This window comes from Dankookia sp. GCM10030260 (genome assembly GCF_042666655.1).
Taxonomy (GTDB): Bacteria; Pseudomonadota; Alphaproteobacteria; order Acetobacterales; family Acetobacteraceae; genus Paracraurococcus.
This window is the reverse complement of record NZ_JBHTDE010000005.1, coordinates 35,981-51,789: the sequence shown is the minus strand read 5'-3', so window position 1 is coordinate 51,789 and position 15,809 is coordinate 35,981. Positions and strand designations below refer to the sequence as shown.

Here is a 15,809-nt window from a genome sequence, read left to right as displayed (position 1 = left end):
GGCCCGGCTACAGCAGGCCGAGCGCGCGCAATTCCTGCCGCAGCCGCTCCGGCAGCGCCTCGATCCCCTCGGCCTCACCGCCGGCGGCGATGTCGGGCGGGGCAGCGGCGGGGTCCAGGTAGCGCCAGCCCTGGAAAGGCCGGGTCTGCCGCGCCGCCACCGGGACCAGGACGGGGTCCAGCACCAGCCCGGCGCAGGCGCTGCCGTCGTCCCAGGCCTCGGCGCGGATGTCGATGATGCGCTGGCGGACCTGCAGGAAGCCGGCGACCACCCAGTAGATCGAGCCGCCCTCCAGGATCTCCGCCGCGCGTTTCGGTACCATGCGGGTCTGGTGCCGCAACGGCGGGTCGACCACGGCACGGCGGGCCTGGATGTCGCGCAGCTGGCCGACATCCTTCGGGCCGACCGACAGTTTGATGAGGTGAAGCACGCCACCGATGTACCCCCTGGCGCGCGGTCCGCAAGGTGGCGCGGCGAATCCTGCAGGGGCCGGAAGACCTGGAGGGAATGTCTTCCCCTCCGATATCCCTCCATGTCTTGTTCAGGGCTGGCAGCGGCCACGTGGCAGGTGCCAGCCCCGAAAAACGGAGGAGGTATCGGCTCTGGCCTTGCCTCACCGCCGCCCGGCGATCTCCAGCCCGTTGCTGCCCGGCGGCACGGGGCTCATGGCCGGGCCGCGGCCTGCCTCGCAGCCGTCCGTCACCGGACGCCAGTCATTGGTGCGGCACTGCTTGCCGCGGCTGCAGTAGCCGACGATCTGCGCCTCCTCGTTCACCAGGGTGCCGACGGAGCAGGGGCGCTGCAGCAGCGCCGGATGGACGCGCAGTTCCTCCCAGCTCAGCGCCTGGCCGGACAGCGAGACGACCCGCACCGCCTGCAGGTCGAGCTCCGCCTGGGTGGGTGCAGGGGCGGGCTCGGTGCAGCCGAACAGCATGGGAAGCAACAGAAAAGGGGCGAAACGCATGACAGAACCTCCACCAAGAGGCTAATGCCGGTGCCGTCGCCGATCCTGGAACGAGACCGCGAGCGCACCGGAATGCGCGTCACATCCGGTTGGGTGGCCGCTCAGCCGCCACCGCAGGCGGCCCGCCGCACCCCGCGCGGGGCCGCCGCCTCGGGCGCCTGCACCAGGCTGATCAGGCAGCCGGCATAGGTCAGGGCGAAGCGCAGGTCGTTCGCCCCGCCATGGCCGCGCAGCGGCGGCATGGGCCAGAGGGCGAGGGTCGGGACGCTCCGCTCGCCGGCCTTGGCCTCTAGCATCGCCACGCGGCGCTCGGGGTCGGGGTCGAAGTCGTCGCCTTCGAAGAAGACCAGCGCGAGCCGCGGCCCGCCGGCCGGGACGCCTGCCAGTAGCCGGCGGAAATCGTCGACGGCGGCGCCCAGGTTGTTGCCGCGGCCGGCCTCGCCATGCGCCGCCGGGGCGGTGGCGATCACCGCCTCGACCAGGTCCGGCGCCTCGCTGGCCGCCATGATGGCCTGCCAGCCGCCGCGCGACTGGCCGCCCAGCAGGATGCGCCGGTAGCCGGCCTGGCGCAGCGCCGGCAGGCCGGCGACGAGCCGCGGCAGGCTGGCATAGAGGCCATCATCGCCTGGGTGCCGGTCGAAGCGCAGCACGTCCCAGCCGTTGTCGTTCAGCAGGGAGACGAAGGGCGGGGTCGAGGCGGCGCGGTAGTCGCGCTCCGGCCCGCCATAGCCATGGCCCCAGACCAGCACCCCGCGCGCCGCCTGCGGGCCGCGGCGGAGCAGCATCGGGGCCCAGCGGAAGGGGCCGATCCCGCCCTCCACCGCGGCGATGGCGGGGCCGCCGGGGCGGCCGGCATTCTGCGCCAGGATACGGCATTCGGCCTGGAGCTGGGCCAGCGAGCGCTGGCAGTTGGCCAGCGCCGCCGCCTCTGCCGCGGCGAGGGAGGTGGCGCTGCCGGCATAGCCCCAGGCGGACCGGCCGGCGGGGTCGCGCGCCAGGGCGAAGGCCGCGTTCGGCATGACGCCGCGATAGGCCAGGCGGAAGGCGGCGGCGGCGGCGAGCGAGGGGTTGGGGGCGCCGAGCGCGGTGACGGAGAAGACCTCGCGATAGGCGCTCTCCTCCGGCGTGGGCTGGGCCTGGGCGGTGCCGCGCAGGACGGCCAGCAGCAGCAGGAAAAACAGACCTCGGCGCATACCGGCCCCGTGACGAAACGCCGGACCATGCCCCGCGCCAACGCCACCCGCAACGCCATAGGCTGCCGCGCACCCTTCCCGTTTGCCGGGCCACGGCTTATTCCCTTGGGCCAAAGCAGATACGATGGCCATGACCGACGCCAGCACCGTTTCCCACCCGGATCCCCGCCCGCAGGAGATCCGGCACGACTTCAAGCACGCCGAGCCGCGCTGGCAGGCGGAATGGGACAGCCGCGCCTGCTTCGCCGTGCCGGACGTTCCGCCGGCCGAGGCGAAGAAATATTATGTTCTTGAAATGTTCCCGTATCCCAGCGGGAAGATCCATATGGGGCATGTGCGCAACTATACGCTGGGCGACGTGGTCGCGCGCTACAAGCGGGCGCGCGGGCATCTGGTGATGCACCCGATGGGCTGGGACGCGTTCGGGCTGCCGGCCGAGAACGCGGCGCGCGAGCGCGGCATCCATCCCGGCACCTGGACCTACCAGAACATCGCCAACATGCGCGCCGAGCTGAAGCGCATGGGCCTGTCGATCGAGTGGGCGCGGGAATTCGCCACCTGCGACGTCGAATACTACGGCCGGCAGCAGAAGCTGTTCCTGGATTTCTTCAAGGCCGGCCTGGTCGAACGCAAGGAGTCCTGGGTCAATTGGGACCCGGTGGACGGCACCGTGCTGGCGAACGAGCAGGTGATCGACGGCCGCGGCTGGCGCTCCGGCGCGCTGGTCGAGAAGAAGCAGCTCAGCCAGTGGTTCTTCAGCATCACCAAGTATGCGCCGGACCTGCTGGAGGCGCTGGGCAGGCTGGACCGCTGGCCCGAGCGCGTGAAGCTGATGCAGGGGAACTGGATCGGTCGCTCCGAGGGCGCGCGGGTGCGCTTCGCCCAGGTGGGCGGCGGCGAGGAAGTGGAGGTCTTCACCACGCGGCCGGATACGTTGTTCGGCATGAGCTTCCTGGCGGTTGCCGCCGAGCATCCGCTGGCCGCCGCCGCCGCGGCACGGGACCCGAAGGCGGCCGAGTTCGTCGCCGAATGCCGCCGCATGGGTACCTCGGAAGCGGCGATCGAGCAGGCGGAGAAGCGCGGCTACGACACGGGCTTCCGCGTCGCCCACCCCTTCATCGAGGGTGCCAGCTTCCCAGTCTGGATCGCCAATTTCGTGCTGATGGAATACGGCACCGGGGCGATCTTCGGCTGCCCGGCGCATGACGAGCGCGACTTCGAATTCGCCACCAAGTACGGGCTGGGCATCAAGCCGGTTGTGCTGCCGCCGGGCGCCGACCCGGCGAGCTTCGCGCTGGATGGCAAGCCGTACACGGACGACGGCACGATCTTCAATTCCGGCTTCCTGGATGGGCTGGATGTCGCCACCGCCAAGCGCCGCGCGATCGAGGCGCTGGAGGCCGGGGGGCAAGGCACCGGGGTGGTCAACTGGCGGCTGCGCGACTGGGGCGTCTCCCGCCAGCGCTACTGGGGCTGCCCGATCCCCTTCATCCATTGCGAGGCCTGCGGCGTGGTGCCGGTGCCGGACGACCAGCTGCCGGTGAAGCTGCCGGACGACGTGGATTTCTCGCAGCCGGGCAACCCGCTGGACCACCATCCGAGCTGGAAGCATGTCGCCTGCCCGTCCTGCGGCAAGCCGGCGCGGCGCGAGACCGACACCTGCGACACCTTCGTCGACAGTTCCTGGTACTTCGCGCGGTTCTGCTCGCCGCGGGCGGCGGAGCCGGTGACCAAGGCCGCGGTCGATGCCTGGCTGCCGGTGGACCAGTATATCGGCGGCATCGAGCACGCGATCCTGCACCTGCTGTACAGCCGCTTCTTCACCCGCGGCATGCGCGACACCGGGCACCTGGGCGTGGCGGAGCCCTTCGCCGGGCTCTTCACCCAGGGCATGGTGACGCACGAAAGCTACAAGGATCCTGAAGGCCGCTGGCTCTATCCGGAGGAAGTCGAATTCAGCCTGGGCGCCGACGGCAGCCGCAGCGCGGTGGTGAAGGGGGCGAACGCGCCCGTCACCATCGGCCGGGTCGAGGCGATGTCGAAGTCGAAGCGCAACACGGTCGACCCCGGCGCCATCATCGACAAGTACGGCGCCGATACCGCGCGCTGGTTCATCCTGTCCGACAACCCACCCGAGCGGGACATGGAATGGACCGAGGCCGGCGTCGCCGGCGCCTATCGCTTCACCCAGCGGATCTACCGGCTGGCCGCCTCGGCGCTGGGCAGCCTGCCGCCGGCCGGCAGCTCGGCCGAGGATGCCACCGGTGCGGCGCGGAAGCTGCGGCAGGTGACGCACCGGACCATCGCCGCGGTGACCGAGGCGCTGGACAGCTTCGCCTTCAACGTCGCGGTCGCCCGCATCCACGAATTCGCCAATGCGATCGGCGATGCGGGGGAAGGGATGGGGGCGGCGAAGCGCGAGGCGCTGGAGGCGATCGCCCGACTGGCCTCGCCGATGATGCCGCATCTGGCGGAGGAGCTGTGGTCGCTGCTGCGGCCCGGCGAAGCTGTGCTGGTGGCGCAGCTGCCATGGCTGGAGGCCGACCCGGCCCTGCTGCGGGCGGAGAGCCTCACCTTGGCGGTGCAGGTTCTCGGCAAGTTGCGCGGCACGATCGAGGTGCCGGTCGATGCGGATGAGGCTACCATCTTCGCATTGGCGGAGGCGGAGGAGAATGTGCAGCGAAGCATCGCCGGCAAGCCCATCAGGAAGCGCATCCATGTCCCGGGACGGGTCGTCAACTTTGTCGTCTAGGCGCGGCCTGCTCGGCCTCGGCCTGCTGGGGCTTTCGGGCTGCGGCTTCCGGCCCTTGTACGGGCCGGTGACCGCGGCCGATGGCAGCGAGTCCGACCTGGCGGACGAGCTCGCGGCGGTGCGGGTCGGGCCGATCTACGAGCGGACCGGGCAGCTGCTGCGGCGGAATCTGCAGCGGCGCCTGGAGGACAGCGCGCCGGGAACGCCGGCGCGGTACCAGCTCAATGTCTCCTATGTCCCGGGCGTGGAGGTGCTGGGCTATCGGCGGGACGGGACCATCACCCGCATCCGCTATACCTTCACCGGCAACTGGAATCTCGAGACGCTGTCGGTTCCGCCGCGGACGGTGGCGCGTTCGGCGATCCCCTACCGGACGATCGATTCCTTCAACATCCCGGACCTGCAGTTCTTCTCGGCCGACAGCGCCCGCGACGCGATGGAAAGCCGCGCCATGGACCAGATCGCCGAGGAGGTGACGCGGCAGGTCGTGATGGCACTGCGCCGCCAGAAGGAAGCCTCGGCGACGGGCTGACCGCATGGCCAAGCTCGATGCAAGGCGGATCGGCGCCTTCCTGGCCGATCCCGGCAACTGCCGCGTGGCGCTGCTGCACGGCGACGATCCCGGCCTCATCCGGGAGCGCTGCGAGGCGCTGATCCGTGTGGTCGCCGAGGGCGACGACCTGCGCCTGGTCGAGATCGGCAAGGAGATGCTGCGCGCGCCGGCGGTGCTGGCGAATGAGGCGGCGAGCTCGCCGCTGACCGGCGGGCGCGTACTGGTGCGCCTGCGCGATGCCGGGGACGGCAAGCAGGTGGCGGAAGCCGCCAAGGCTGCCCTGGCCGGGCCCGGGCCGGGGTTGGTCGTGATCGAGGCGCCGGAGCTGCGGACCAGTGCGGCGCTGTTCAAGGCGGTGGAGGCCTCGCCGGCCGGTGCGGTGATCGCCTGCTACCGGGAGCGGGGGTCGGAGCTCAGCGCCTCGATCGGGCGGATCCTGCAGGAACTGGGCGTGAGCGCCGAGCCGATCGCCATTGAATGGCTGGCGCAGCGCCTGGGCGAGGACCGGATGCTGCTGCGGCGGGAGCTGGAGAAGCTGGCGCTGTTCGTCGGGCAGGGCGGCAAGGTGACGCCGGAAGCCGCGGTGGCCTGCGTCGCGGAGGGCTCGGCGCTCGACCTGGAGGAGGCGCTGATGGCGGCGATGATGGGCGAGGTCGCGGTGGCCGACAAGGCACTGGACACCGCCTTCGCCGAGGGTGCCAATGCGGTGCAGGTAGTCCGCGCCGCCTTGCGGCATGTCCAGCGGCTGCATCTGGCGGCCTTGGCGGTGGCGGCCGGCGCGGCGCCCGGCGGCGCGCTGGATTCGCTTCGCCCGCCGGTCTTCTTCCGGCACAAGCCGGCGATGGAACGCGCCCTGCGCGTCTGGCGCCCGGAGACCCTGGAAGCTGCCGGTGCGGCCCTCCTGGAGGCCGAGCGCCGCACCAAGACAACCGGCCTGCCCGCCGCCACGATAGCCCGCGGCGTGGTCACCACCCTGGCGCGCCAGGCCGTCGCGCGGCGCTGAAAACCCACGGACATAGATGGGGGCCCGGGGAAAATACCTTCCCTCGGCCTTTCTCCTACTGCTGCAGCAGCCGGATCAGCCCATCGAGCTGGTCCAGATCCCGATAGGCGATCGAGACCTGCCCGCCTTTCCCCGCATGCCGGATGCTGACCTTCAGCCCGAGCCGGCCCGACAGGTCCCGCTCCAGCGCCACCGTCTCCGGTGCCTGGGCCGGCTTCGTAGAGGGATCGCGCGGCTTCTGCGAGGCGAGCTGCTCGGTCTGGCGAACATTCAGCCCGCGGTCGACCACCTGCAGGGCGAGGATCTCCGCATCCGGCGCGGTCAGCAGGGCACGGGCATGGCCGGCGGTCAGCGCACCGTCGCGGAGCAATTCCCGCACCCTGTCGGGCAAGGCCAGCAGGCGCAGGGTATTGGCCACATGGCTGCGGCTTTTCCCCACGGCCTGGCCGAGCTGGTCCTGGGTCAGGCCGAATTCGTCGATCAGGCGCCTAAGGCCTTCGGCTTCCTCCAGCGCATTGAGGTCCTGGCGCTGCAGGTTCTCAACCAGGGCAGCGGCCATGGCGGCGCGATCGTCGAGATTTCGGAGGAGGACAGGGACCTCGTGCAGCTGCGCAAGCTGGGCGGCACGCCAGCGGCGTTCACCGCCGATGATCTCGTACTCGCCGCGGGCACCGGGCTTTTCCCGCACCAGGATGGGCTGGAGGAGGCCGTGTTCCTTGATGCTGTCGGCCAGTTCCTGCAGCGGGCCGGGGTCGATCGGCCCGCGCGGCTGGAAGGGGCCGGGCCGCAGGGTCTCGATCGGCAAGGAGCGGACGCCTTCGTTGCTGGTGGGCGCGGAGGCCTCGCCCATCAACGCCGACAGGCCGCGGCCGAGGCGCATCGGCGCCTTCCTGGCGCCGCTCATGCGCGTTGCAGCCGGCGCAGCACTTCGGCACCGAGCGCGGCATAGGCCTGTGCCCCGGGCGAACGGGCATCGTAGAGGCTGACGGGGAGGCCGTGCGAGGGAGCCTCGGTCAGGCGGATATTCCGAGGGATCACGGTTTCGAACACCTTGTCCTTGAAGAAGCCACGCACATCCTGGGCAACGAGTTCGGACAGGTTGTTCCGCCGATCGTACATGGTCAGCAGGATGCCTTCCAGCGTCAGGCCGGGGTTGAGGGCACGCTTCACCCGCTCGATCGTCTGGGTAATCTGGCTGACGCCTTCGAGGGCAAAGAATTCGGTCTGCAGCGGCACCAGGACGCCATGGGCGGTCACCAAGGCGTTGAGGGTGAGCAGACCGAGGGAGGGCGGGCAGTCCAGCAGGATGAAGTCGAAGCTGCCGGTCAGCGCAGGATCGGCTTCGAAGGCTAGGCGCAGGCGATGCTCGCGCTGCTCCATCGCCACCAGCTCGACCTCGGCACCGGCCAGGTCAGCGTCGGCCGGGACGAGCTTGAGGTTGGGGACGGGGGTGGGAAGGATCAGCTCGGCCAGCGGGGTGCCGTCGACCAGCAGGGCATAGGTGCCGGCGCCGCGGCCGGCACGCTCGATGCCAAGGCCAGTGGAGGCATTTCCCTGAGGGTCGAGGTCGAGCAGCAGGACCTTGTGGTCCGCCGCAAGGACGGTGGCCAGGTTGATGGCGGTGGTGGTCTTGCCGACCCCGCCCTTCTGGTTGGCGAGGGCGATGACGCGGGGGCGGGCCCGATCAGGCATGGGAGCCGGCAGGACGAATCTCGCTGAGACGGAGGATGGTGGCGTCGGGGGCGGTTCGGCTGGGGAACCGCTCGGTACGCATGATCCAGGCGTCGGTGGCATCCGTCAATTCCTGCGCGGCCGTGCGGCCCTTGGGGAAGATGGCGACGCCGCCCGGTGCGAGGATGCGGTGGGCATGCGGCAGGAGGGCGGTGAGCGGAGCGAGGGCGCGGGCGGTCAGGATGCTGGCTTGGGGCAGGGTGGCAGCCTCGATGCGGATTGGGTGGATCTTGACGTGCGGCAGGCCGAGCACGCGGGCGGCTTCGATCAGGAAGACGGACTTGCGGCGGTCGGATTCGACCAGATGCGTCTCGCGCCCGGTGGTCAGCGCCAGTATCAGGCCGGGGAAGCCGGCGCCGGAACCAAGGTCGACCAGCGGACCTTCGCCGGCAGGGATCAGCGGCGTGAGCTGCAGCGAATCCAGCACATGACGCTGCCAGATGCTGGCCTCGTCCCGCTCCGAAATCAGGTTGATCCTGGCGTTCCAGCGCAGCAGCAGGGTGACGAATTCCCGCAACTGGCCCTCTGTTTCACGTGGAACATCGACATCGTCCGGTTTCACGTGAAACGCACCTCGGTCCGACGAAGATGAACGGCGAGTGCCGCAAGCGCCGCCGGGGTGATGCCGGGGATGCGGCCTGCGCTGCCCAACGTCGCGGGGCAGGCCTTGGCGAGGCGATGACGCATCTCGGTGGACAGGCCAGGGATGACGGTGAAATCCGTGGCGAGCGGGATCGTCAACCGCTCCTCACTCTCGAGCATACGAAGCGCGGCGGCCTGGCGTTCGAGGTAGGGGGCGTAGAGTGCCTGCGCTTCCAATTCCGCCCGGACCCGCGGCGGCAGGTCGCGCAGCCAGGGAAAAAGGCGGTCGGCGGCCTCCGGCGTCATGGCGGGGATCGCCAGCGCCTCCAGCACGCAACGCCAACGGCCGTCCTGGTTGATCTGGACGCCCCTGGTCGCATACCAGCTTGGCGAGCCGCCTTCGGCCCGGGCACGAGCAAGCGCATCCTCGAGGGTCGCGGCGAAGGCGCGGTGGGCCTGGGCGCGGTCGGCGCCGACGACGCCCCAGGCGATGCCCCTTTCGGTCAGGCGGAGGCCTGCATTGTCGGCCCGCAGCGCCAGTCGAAATTCCGACCGTGCAGTCAGCATGCGGTAGGGCTCGGTTACCCCCTGCAACACCAGGTCGTCGATCAGCACGCCCGTATAGGCCTCGCCACGGGTCAGCACCCGGTCAGGGGCGGCGCCACCGGCGCGCCGGGCGGCATTCAGCCCGGCCATCAGTCCTTGGGCGGCCGCCTCCTCGTAGCCCGTGGTGCCGTTGATCTGGCCGGCCAGGAACAGGCCCGGCGCCACCCGAACCTCCAGCGCCGGGGTCAGCGCGCGCGGGTCGACATGGTCATATTCGATGGCGTAGCCGGGCCGGATGATCCGCGCCCGCTCCAGTCCGGGGATGGAGGCGATCAGCGCCGCCTGCACCGCTTCCGGCAGGCTGGTGGAGATGCCGTTCGGGTAGACCGTGTCGTCGTCCAGCCCCTCGGGCTCCAGGAAGATCTGGTGCTGCTGGCGGTCGGCGAAGCGGACCACCTTATCTTCGATCGAAGGGCAGTAGCGCGGCCCGACACCCTCGATCCGCCCGCCATAGACCGCGGTCAGATGCAGGTTGGCGCGGATCAGGTCATGCGTCGCCGGCGTCGTCGCGGTGATGGCGCAGGGTACTTGGCGGTTGCCGATCCGCTCGGTCATCCAGGACAGCGGCTCGGGCGGGTCGTCGCCCGGCTGGGCTTCCAACACTGCCCAGTCGATCGTCCTGCCATCCAGCCGTGGCGGGGTGCCGGTCTTCAGCCGCGCGAGCGGCAGGCCGAGGCGGCGCAGCGTATCGGAAAGGCCAACCGAAGGCGCCTCGCCGACCCGTCCGGCCGGGATGCGGGTCTCGCCGATATGGATCATGCCGCGCAGGAAGGTGCCGGTGGTGATCACCACCGCGCCGGCGCCGATCAGCCGGCCGGTCGCAGTCATCACCCCGGAAACGCACCGGCCGGCACCAAGGATCAGGTCCTCGGCTGCGTCGGCCTCGATGTGCAGCCCCTCTGTCGCTCGCAGCAGCGCCTGCACGGCCTGACGGTACAGCTTGCGGTCGGCCTGCGCCCGCGGCCCGCGCACCGCCGGGCCCTTGCTGCGGTTGAGCAGCTTGAAGTGGATGCCGGCAGCGTCGGCGGCGCGGGCCATCAGCCCGTCCAGCGCATCGACCTCCCGCACGAGGTGGCCCTTGCCGACCCCGCCGATGGCCGGGTTGCAGGACATCTCGCCCAGGGTCTCGACCTTGTGGGTCAGCAGCAGGGTGCGGGCGCCGCAGCGGGCCGCCGCGGCCGCCGCCTCGCAGCCGGCATGGCCGCCGCCCACCACCACCACATCGAAGATCGCATCGTACATGCCGCGGGTATAGCCGACCCCGCCGCCGCGACGAAGCTACCCGACGCGGGATCCCAGCGCGTGCAGCCACATGTTCTGCGCGAAGCGCGGTGACTCGACCAAGTCCAGCGGGTCCACCTCGCCGTCGGCCACCACTCTGCGGAAGCGGGCCAGCATCGCCTCGTCCAGCACGGCGACCACGCCGCAGGTGATGGCGAAGCCGCAGACCCGGGCCAGCCGCGTCACCAGCACCGTGCCCGGCTCGGCCTGCTCGGCCAGCACCTCGTCCACCACCCAGGCCTCGCCGCCCAGCATGGCGTCCTCCAGGATAAAGCCGGCTTCGGGATGCGGCCCGAGGACCTGGAAGACCGAGAGCCAGGACCGGCTCAGCCCGTTCAGCACCAGCACCGCCTCGCCCGGCAGCCTTGCGTGCTGCTTGACCACCCGATCGATGGCGCGCGAGCGGCCCGGTGGTGCGGTGTAGATCGCCAGGTCGAAGGCGAAGGCCAAGTCCTCGTCCGAGGGCTGCGCCATCTCGTCCTCCACCGCGATGCCGAGCCGCTGAGCATGTTCCAGCAGCTTCGGCCGCGGCACCGCCTGCACGGCCAGTTCCTGGAAGCGCTGCCGCGCCTTGGCGCAGCGGCCGAAGAATTCGCGGAGTTCGTCTGCGCTCAGCGCCATGGCGTCATTTCCCGATGCAGAATTCGCCGAAGACCGCGTCCAGCACCACCTCCACCCCAACGCGTCCGGTGATGCGGCCGATCGCCCGCAGCGCCGCCCGCAGCGCCTCGGCACGCAGTTCCGGCAAGGCGGCGGTATCCAGTTCGGCCAGCCAGTCGGCGGCCTCCGCCAGGGCGGCGCGGTGGCGCGGGCGGGTGAGCATGACCTCGCCGGCGAAACCGGCCCGCGCCGCAGCCTCCTCCTCCAGCCGGTCGCGCAGCTTGTCCAGCCCGGCGCCGGTACGGACGGAGAGGCCAAGCGGCATCACGCCGCCGATCGCTGGCGGAGCCGGCGCCAGGTCCAGCTTGTTGGCCAGCACCAGCACGCCGGGCCGCACCCAGGCCAGGGTTTCCGCATCAGGAGTTGCGTCGGCGGCGAAGACCGCGATCACCAGGTCTGCCTCCTCCGCCCGGCGGTGGGCGCGGCGGACGCCTTCGGCCTCAATCTCGTCGGCGGCCGCGCGTAGCCCGGCGGTATCGGCCAGGGTCACCGGCACGCCGGCCAGGTTCAGCCGCACCTCCACCACGTCCCGCGTGGTGCCGGCGCGCGCCGAGACGATCGCCGCCTCCCGTCCCGCCAGGGCATTCAGCAGGGAGGATTTCCCGACATTCGGCGCGCCGAGGATGGCGACCAGCAGCCCCTCCCGCAAACGCTCGCCACGCCCGGCATCGGCCAAGTGGGCCACGATCTCGGCCCGCAGCGCCGCGCCGGCCAAGGCCACGGCATCATCGAGGCCGGCGGGCAGGTCCTCGTCCTCGAACTCGATGAAGGCCTCCTGCCGCGCCAGCAGGGCCGTCAGGCGAGTGGTCCAGCCGCCATACAGCGTGGCCAGCGCGCCGCCGGCCTGGCGCAGGGCCTGCCGACGCTGGGCGGCCGTCTCGGCGGCGATGAGGTCGGCGATGCCCTCGGCCTCCGTCAGGTCCATGCGGCCATGCAGGAAGGCACGACGGGTGAATTCGCCAGGCTCGGCCGGGCGGGCGCCGGCGGCGACCAAGGCCTCGGCCACGCCGGCGATGACGGCAGGGCCGCCGTGCAAATGGAGCTCGGCGCTGTCCTCTCCGGTATAGCTGGCCGGACCAGGGAACCAGAGCAGCAGGGCCTGGTCGAGCACCTCCGCCGTACGCGGGTCGCGCAGCCGCCGCAGGGAGGCATGGCGCGGCCGAGGCAGGGCGCCGGCAAGCGCCGTGACCACATCGGCGGTGCCCGGCCCGGAGATCCGCAGCAGCGCCACCGCGGCGCGGCCGGCGCCCGAGCCCAAGGCGAAGATCGTGGCGTCGGGCATGGATCAGCCCTTCGGCACGACATCCTTCTCGGTCAGCATCAGCCGCGGCACTCGGCCGCCGGCTTGCAGATGCGCCGCCAGGATCTCGTCCACATCGGCCGGCGTCTCCGGCCGGTACCAGACGCTTTCTGGGTAGATCACCAGGGTCGGGCCGAATTCGCAGCGGTCGAGGCACCCGGCCTGGTTGATCCGCACCCCCTCCAGCCCGAGCTCCTTCGCCCGCGCCTTCATGTAGTCCCGCAGCTTCTCCGACCCGCGCGCGGCGCAGGAGCCGCGCTTGTGGCCATCCGGCCTGCGGTTGCAGCAGACGAAGACATGGGCGCGGAAATAGGCCGGCGGATCGTCGGGAAGCGGGGCGTCGGACAAGGCATCTCTCCGCAGGGGGCCCGGTGGGAAGCCGGTCCCCCCCATGTAGCCATCCCGCCCCGGCGCGGCCAGGGTATCCCGAAGTCGCGGCCCTGGCGGGCCGGGTCAGTCCCCGAATTTCATTGAAAAGGCATGAATGTCTCCCGATGTCGCATCGGCTTGACGCCGGGCGGGCCCGGGTGTGCCATCCCTCCATCCCATGTCCTACCTGACCCTCCATTCCCCGCTCGGCGAGCTCACCGTCTTCGAGGAGGACGGCGCGATCGTCGCCCTCGATTTCGGTCGCGCCCATGCACCGCCCGGCCTGGCGCCGCCCAGCACGCTGCTGCGCGAAGCCGCGGCGCAGCTGCAGGACTATTTCGACGGCACGCGCACCGCCTTCGACCTGCCGCTGGCGCCGCAGGGCACCCTCTTCCGCCGACAGGTCTGGGATGCTCTGCGTCGTATTCCGCCCGGCGAGACGCGCAGCTATATCGACATCGCGCGCGAGGTCGGCTGCCGCTCGGCGCGCGCCATCGGCCAGGCCAATGGCAGCAACCCGATCCCGATCCTCATCCCCTGCCACCGCGTCGTCGCCGCCGATGGCTCGCTCGGCGGCTATTCGGGCGGCGAGGGTCCGGCTACGAAGCGTTATCTCCTCGCCCTCGAGGCCCGGTCCCGCCCGGCCGCCGGGTCGGGCGAGCTTTTCCTATTCCCGCCCGATGGCGGCCAACGCCGAGGAATCCCCCGATGAACCATGCCATCCGCGTCCACGAGACCGGCGGTCCCGAGAAGCTGGTCTGGGAGGAAGTCCCGAAGCCCGAGCCCAAGCCGGGCGAGGTCCTCATCGCCCAGAAGGCCGTCGGCCTGAACTACATCGACGTCTATTTTCGCACCGGCCTCTACAAGGCCCCGGCGCTGCCGGTGACGATCGGCATGGAAGGCGCCGGCGTGGTCGAAGCCGTGGGTGACGGCGTGACCGAATTCGCGGTCGGTGACCGCGTCGCCTATGCCGGCGCGCTCGGCGCCTATGCCGAATACCGCTGCGCCCCGGCCGACAAGCTGGTGAAGATGCCCGAGGGCATCAGCTTCGAGCAGGCCGCGGCGATGATGCTGCAGGGCATGACGGCGCAGTTCCTGGTCAAGCGCACCTACGCGATCAAGCCGGGCGAGACCATCCTCGTTCATGCCGCGGCCGGCGGCGTCGGCAGCATCCTGGTGCAATGGGCCAAGCACCTGGGTGCCACCGTCATCGGCGTGGTCTCGACGCCGGAGAAGGCGGCGCTGATCAAGAGCCTCGGCGCCGACCATGCGCTGCTGACCACCGACAACATCCCGGCCAGGGTCAAGGAGATCACCCAGGGCGCCATGCTGCCGGTGGTCTATGACAGCGTCGGCAAGGATACCTTCATCACCTCGCTCGACTGCCTGGCGCCGCGCGGCCTGATGATCACCTACGGCAATGCCTCCGGCCCCATCACCACCGATCTCGGCGTGCTGGCGGCCAAGGGCTCGCTCTACGTGACGCGGCCGACGCTGAACACCTACACCGCCAAGCGGGAAGACCTGGTGGCCACCGCGGCCGACCTTTTCGCCGTGGTGAAGTCCGGCGCGGTGAAGATCGCGGTGAACCAGACCTTCCCGCTGAAGGACGCCGCAGACGCACACCGCGCGCTGGAATCCCGGAAGACCACCGGCAGCACCGTGCTCATCCCGTAGGAAACGTTTTTGTGGGCACTCCGGCCGGATGAATTCCGGCCGGAATATTTCCTGTAGCATTCCGCGCCATGGACAGGCTGCAGCAGCTCCAGGTCTTCCGCCGCGTGGTGGAGACCGGCAACATCACCCGTGCCGCGCGCGACCTGGCGATGAGCCAGCCCAGCGTCTCCCGCATCGTCGGCGAGCTTGAACAGCGGCTCGGCGTGCCGCTGCTGCTGCGGTCGCCGCGTGGCCTGTCGGCGACCGAGGCGGGCACCGCTTTCCACCTCGACGCCGTCCGCATCCTCGATGCGCTGGAGGAGGCCGAGGCGGCAGCGCGCGGCCTGCAGGGCGCCCCGACCGGGCTGGTGCGGATCTCCTGCGTCGCCTCCTTCTACAATGCCGTGGTGATGCCCTGGCTGGCGCCCTTCCTGGCGACCCATCCCGGCCTGTCGGTCGAGGCGCGGCTGCAGTCCAAGACGGTCGACCTGGTCGAGGAGGGAATCGACATCGGCATCCGCATCGGCCCGATCCGTCAGCAATCGCTGATCGCGCGGCGCCTGGGGCGGGTGGATTTCGCGCTGTTCGCCGCACCGGCCTACTTGGCACGGGCCGGAATGCCGCAGACGCCCGATGAATTGGCGCACCATGAATTCTGCATCCTGCGCGGCGCCAGGCCGGGCGATCAATTGATGCTGGAAGGACCCGAGGGCGCCACGGCCTCGGTCACCATGCAGGGCCGGATCGCGGCGGATGCGATCGAGACGACCCAGATTGCGGCCGAAGCCGGGCTAGGCCTTGCCCTGCTGGCGCCCTGGGGGGTCATAAGCCAGGTGGCGACCGGGCGGCTGGTGCCGGTGCTGCCCGGCTGGCGGGCCGAGCCGCGCGAGGTCCACGCGGTCTGGCCCGGCGGCAGGGCGTTGTCGCGCCGGGTCCGCGCCGTGCTGGACCTGCTGGTGGACCGGGCGGCGGCGGAGCCGCGGCTCCGGGCCCGATAGGCTGGGCGGGTCAGCAGCCGGCTACCACTTCCGCCAGCGCGATGCCCCCAGGGCGTCCACCGCGACCCTCCTTGCCATGCGGCATCAGCGCAGCGACGGCCGGCGCCGGCCGTGGAAGCGCAGCGTCGGCAGGCTTGCGACCGCTATCCGGCATCGCAGGC

Annotated in this window: 16 protein-coding genes; 6 read left to right on the top strand and 10 right to left on the bottom strand. The window is 70.9% G+C overall.

Annotated features, from left to right (window positions below):
* Positions 1-7: 7 nt before the first annotated feature.
* From ACFQS7_RS17725 to ACFQS7_RS17715, 3 genes are all read right to left on the bottom strand, one after another.
* Positions 8-430 (bottom strand): DUF1489 family protein, encoded by a 423-nt coding sequence (locus ACFQS7_RS17725; RefSeq protein WP_380068444.1) that lies wholly within the window; start codon positions 428-430, stop codon positions 8-10.
* Positions 431-613: 183 nt separating this feature from the next.
* Entirely contained in the window at positions 614-964 is a 351-nt protein-coding gene (locus ACFQS7_RS17720) for a hypothetical protein (protein WP_380068443.1), read from the bottom strand.
* A gap of 101 nt (positions 965-1,065) precedes the next feature.
* Positions 1,066-2,157, bottom strand: a complete 1,092-nt coding sequence (locus ACFQS7_RS17715) for an alpha/beta hydrolase (RefSeq protein WP_380068442.1) — start codon at positions 2,155-2,157, stop codon at positions 1,066-1,068.
* A gap of 130 nt (positions 2,158-2,287) precedes the next feature.
* On the opposite strand from ACFQS7_RS17715, the gene leuS reads away from it, so the two are divergent.
* Genes leuS through holA form a run of 3 tightly spaced genes read left to right on the top strand, consistent with a single transcriptional unit; the run spans position 2,288 to position 6,465 of the window.
* Positions 2,288-4,909, top strand: a complete 2,622-nt coding sequence (gene leuS / locus ACFQS7_RS17710; protein WP_380068441.1) for a leucine--tRNA ligase — start codon at positions 2,288-2,290, stop codon at positions 4,907-4,909.
* Positions 4,875-5,441, top strand: coding sequence for an LPS assembly lipoprotein LptE (gene lptE / locus ACFQS7_RS17705; RefSeq protein WP_380068440.1), 567 nt, complete (start codon positions 4,875-4,877; stop codon positions 5,439-5,441). Before leuS ends, lptE begins: the two co-directional genes overlap by 35 nt.
* 4 nt (positions 5,442-5,445) lie before the next feature.
* Complete coding sequence (gene holA, locus ACFQS7_RS17700; protein WP_380068439.1) at positions 5,446-6,465, top strand: DNA polymerase III subunit delta; 1,020 nt, start codon at positions 5,446-5,448, stop codon at positions 6,463-6,465.
* Between the two features lie 55 nt (positions 6,466-6,520).
* Here the strand turns inward: holA and ACFQS7_RS17695 are convergent, their stop codons facing one another.
* The 7 genes from ACFQS7_RS17695 to ACFQS7_RS17665 are packed head-to-tail and all read right to left on the bottom strand — an operon-like array spanning position 6,521 to position 12,973.
* On the bottom strand, positions 6,521-7,369 hold the full coding sequence (locus tag ACFQS7_RS17695) for a ParB/RepB/Spo0J family partition protein (RefSeq protein ID WP_380068438.1): 849 nt from the start codon (positions 7,367-7,369) through the stop codon (positions 6,521-6,523).
* Positions 7,366-8,157 (bottom strand): ParA family protein, encoded by a 792-nt coding sequence (locus ACFQS7_RS17690; RefSeq protein WP_380068437.1) that lies wholly within the window; start codon positions 8,155-8,157, stop codon positions 7,366-7,368. The genes ACFQS7_RS17695 and ACFQS7_RS17690 overlap by 4 nt, the downstream gene beginning before the upstream one ends.
* Complete coding sequence (gene rsmG / locus ACFQS7_RS17685) at positions 8,150-8,758, bottom strand: 16S rRNA (guanine(527)-N(7))-methyltransferase RsmG (RefSeq protein WP_380068436.1); 609 nt, start codon at positions 8,756-8,758, stop codon at positions 8,150-8,152. The genes ACFQS7_RS17690 and rsmG overlap by 8 nt, the downstream gene beginning before the upstream one ends.
* Entirely contained in the window at positions 8,755-10,626 is a 1,872-nt protein-coding gene (gene mnmG, locus ACFQS7_RS17680; RefSeq protein WP_380068435.1) for a tRNA uridine-5-carboxymethylaminomethyl(34) synthesis enzyme MnmG, read from the bottom strand. The genes rsmG and mnmG overlap by 4 nt, the downstream gene beginning before the upstream one ends.
* 36 nt (positions 10,627-10,662) lie before the next feature.
* Complete coding sequence (locus ACFQS7_RS17675; RefSeq protein WP_380068434.1) at positions 10,663-11,286, bottom strand: hypothetical protein; 624 nt, start codon at positions 11,284-11,286, stop codon at positions 10,663-10,665.
* Positions 11,287-11,290: 4 nt separating this feature from the next.
* Positions 11,291-12,607 (bottom strand): tRNA uridine-5-carboxymethylaminomethyl(34) synthesis GTPase MnmE, encoded by a 1,317-nt coding sequence (gene mnmE / locus ACFQS7_RS17670; RefSeq protein ID WP_380068433.1) that lies wholly within the window; start codon positions 12,605-12,607, stop codon positions 11,291-11,293.
* A 3-nt stretch (positions 12,608-12,610) separates the two neighbouring features.
* Positions 12,611-12,973: a ferredoxin gene (locus tag ACFQS7_RS17665; RefSeq protein WP_380068432.1), complete on the bottom strand. Its 363-nt coding sequence runs from the start codon at positions 12,971-12,973 to the stop codon at positions 12,611-12,613.
* A gap of 199 nt (positions 12,974-13,172) precedes the next feature.
* Between ACFQS7_RS17665 and ACFQS7_RS17660 the strand changes: the two genes are divergently transcribed.
* From ACFQS7_RS17660 to ACFQS7_RS17650, 3 genes are all read left to right on the top strand, one after another.
* Positions 13,173-13,706, top strand: coding sequence for a methylated-DNA--[protein]-cysteine S-methyltransferase (locus ACFQS7_RS17660; protein WP_380068431.1), 534 nt, complete (start codon positions 13,173-13,175; stop codon positions 13,704-13,706).
* The gene (locus tag ACFQS7_RS17655) at positions 13,703-14,671 is read left to right on the top strand and encodes a quinone oxidoreductase family protein (protein WP_380068430.1); all 969 of its coding nucleotides are present in this window, start codon (positions 13,703-13,705) and stop codon (positions 14,669-14,671) included. Before ACFQS7_RS17660 ends, ACFQS7_RS17655 begins: the two co-directional genes overlap by 4 nt.
* 68 nt (positions 14,672-14,739) lie before the next feature.
* Positions 14,740-15,648 (top strand): LysR family transcriptional regulator, encoded by a 909-nt coding sequence (locus ACFQS7_RS17650; protein ID WP_380068429.1) that lies wholly within the window; start codon positions 14,740-14,742, stop codon positions 15,646-15,648.
* Positions 15,649-15,809: the final 161 nt, after the last annotated feature.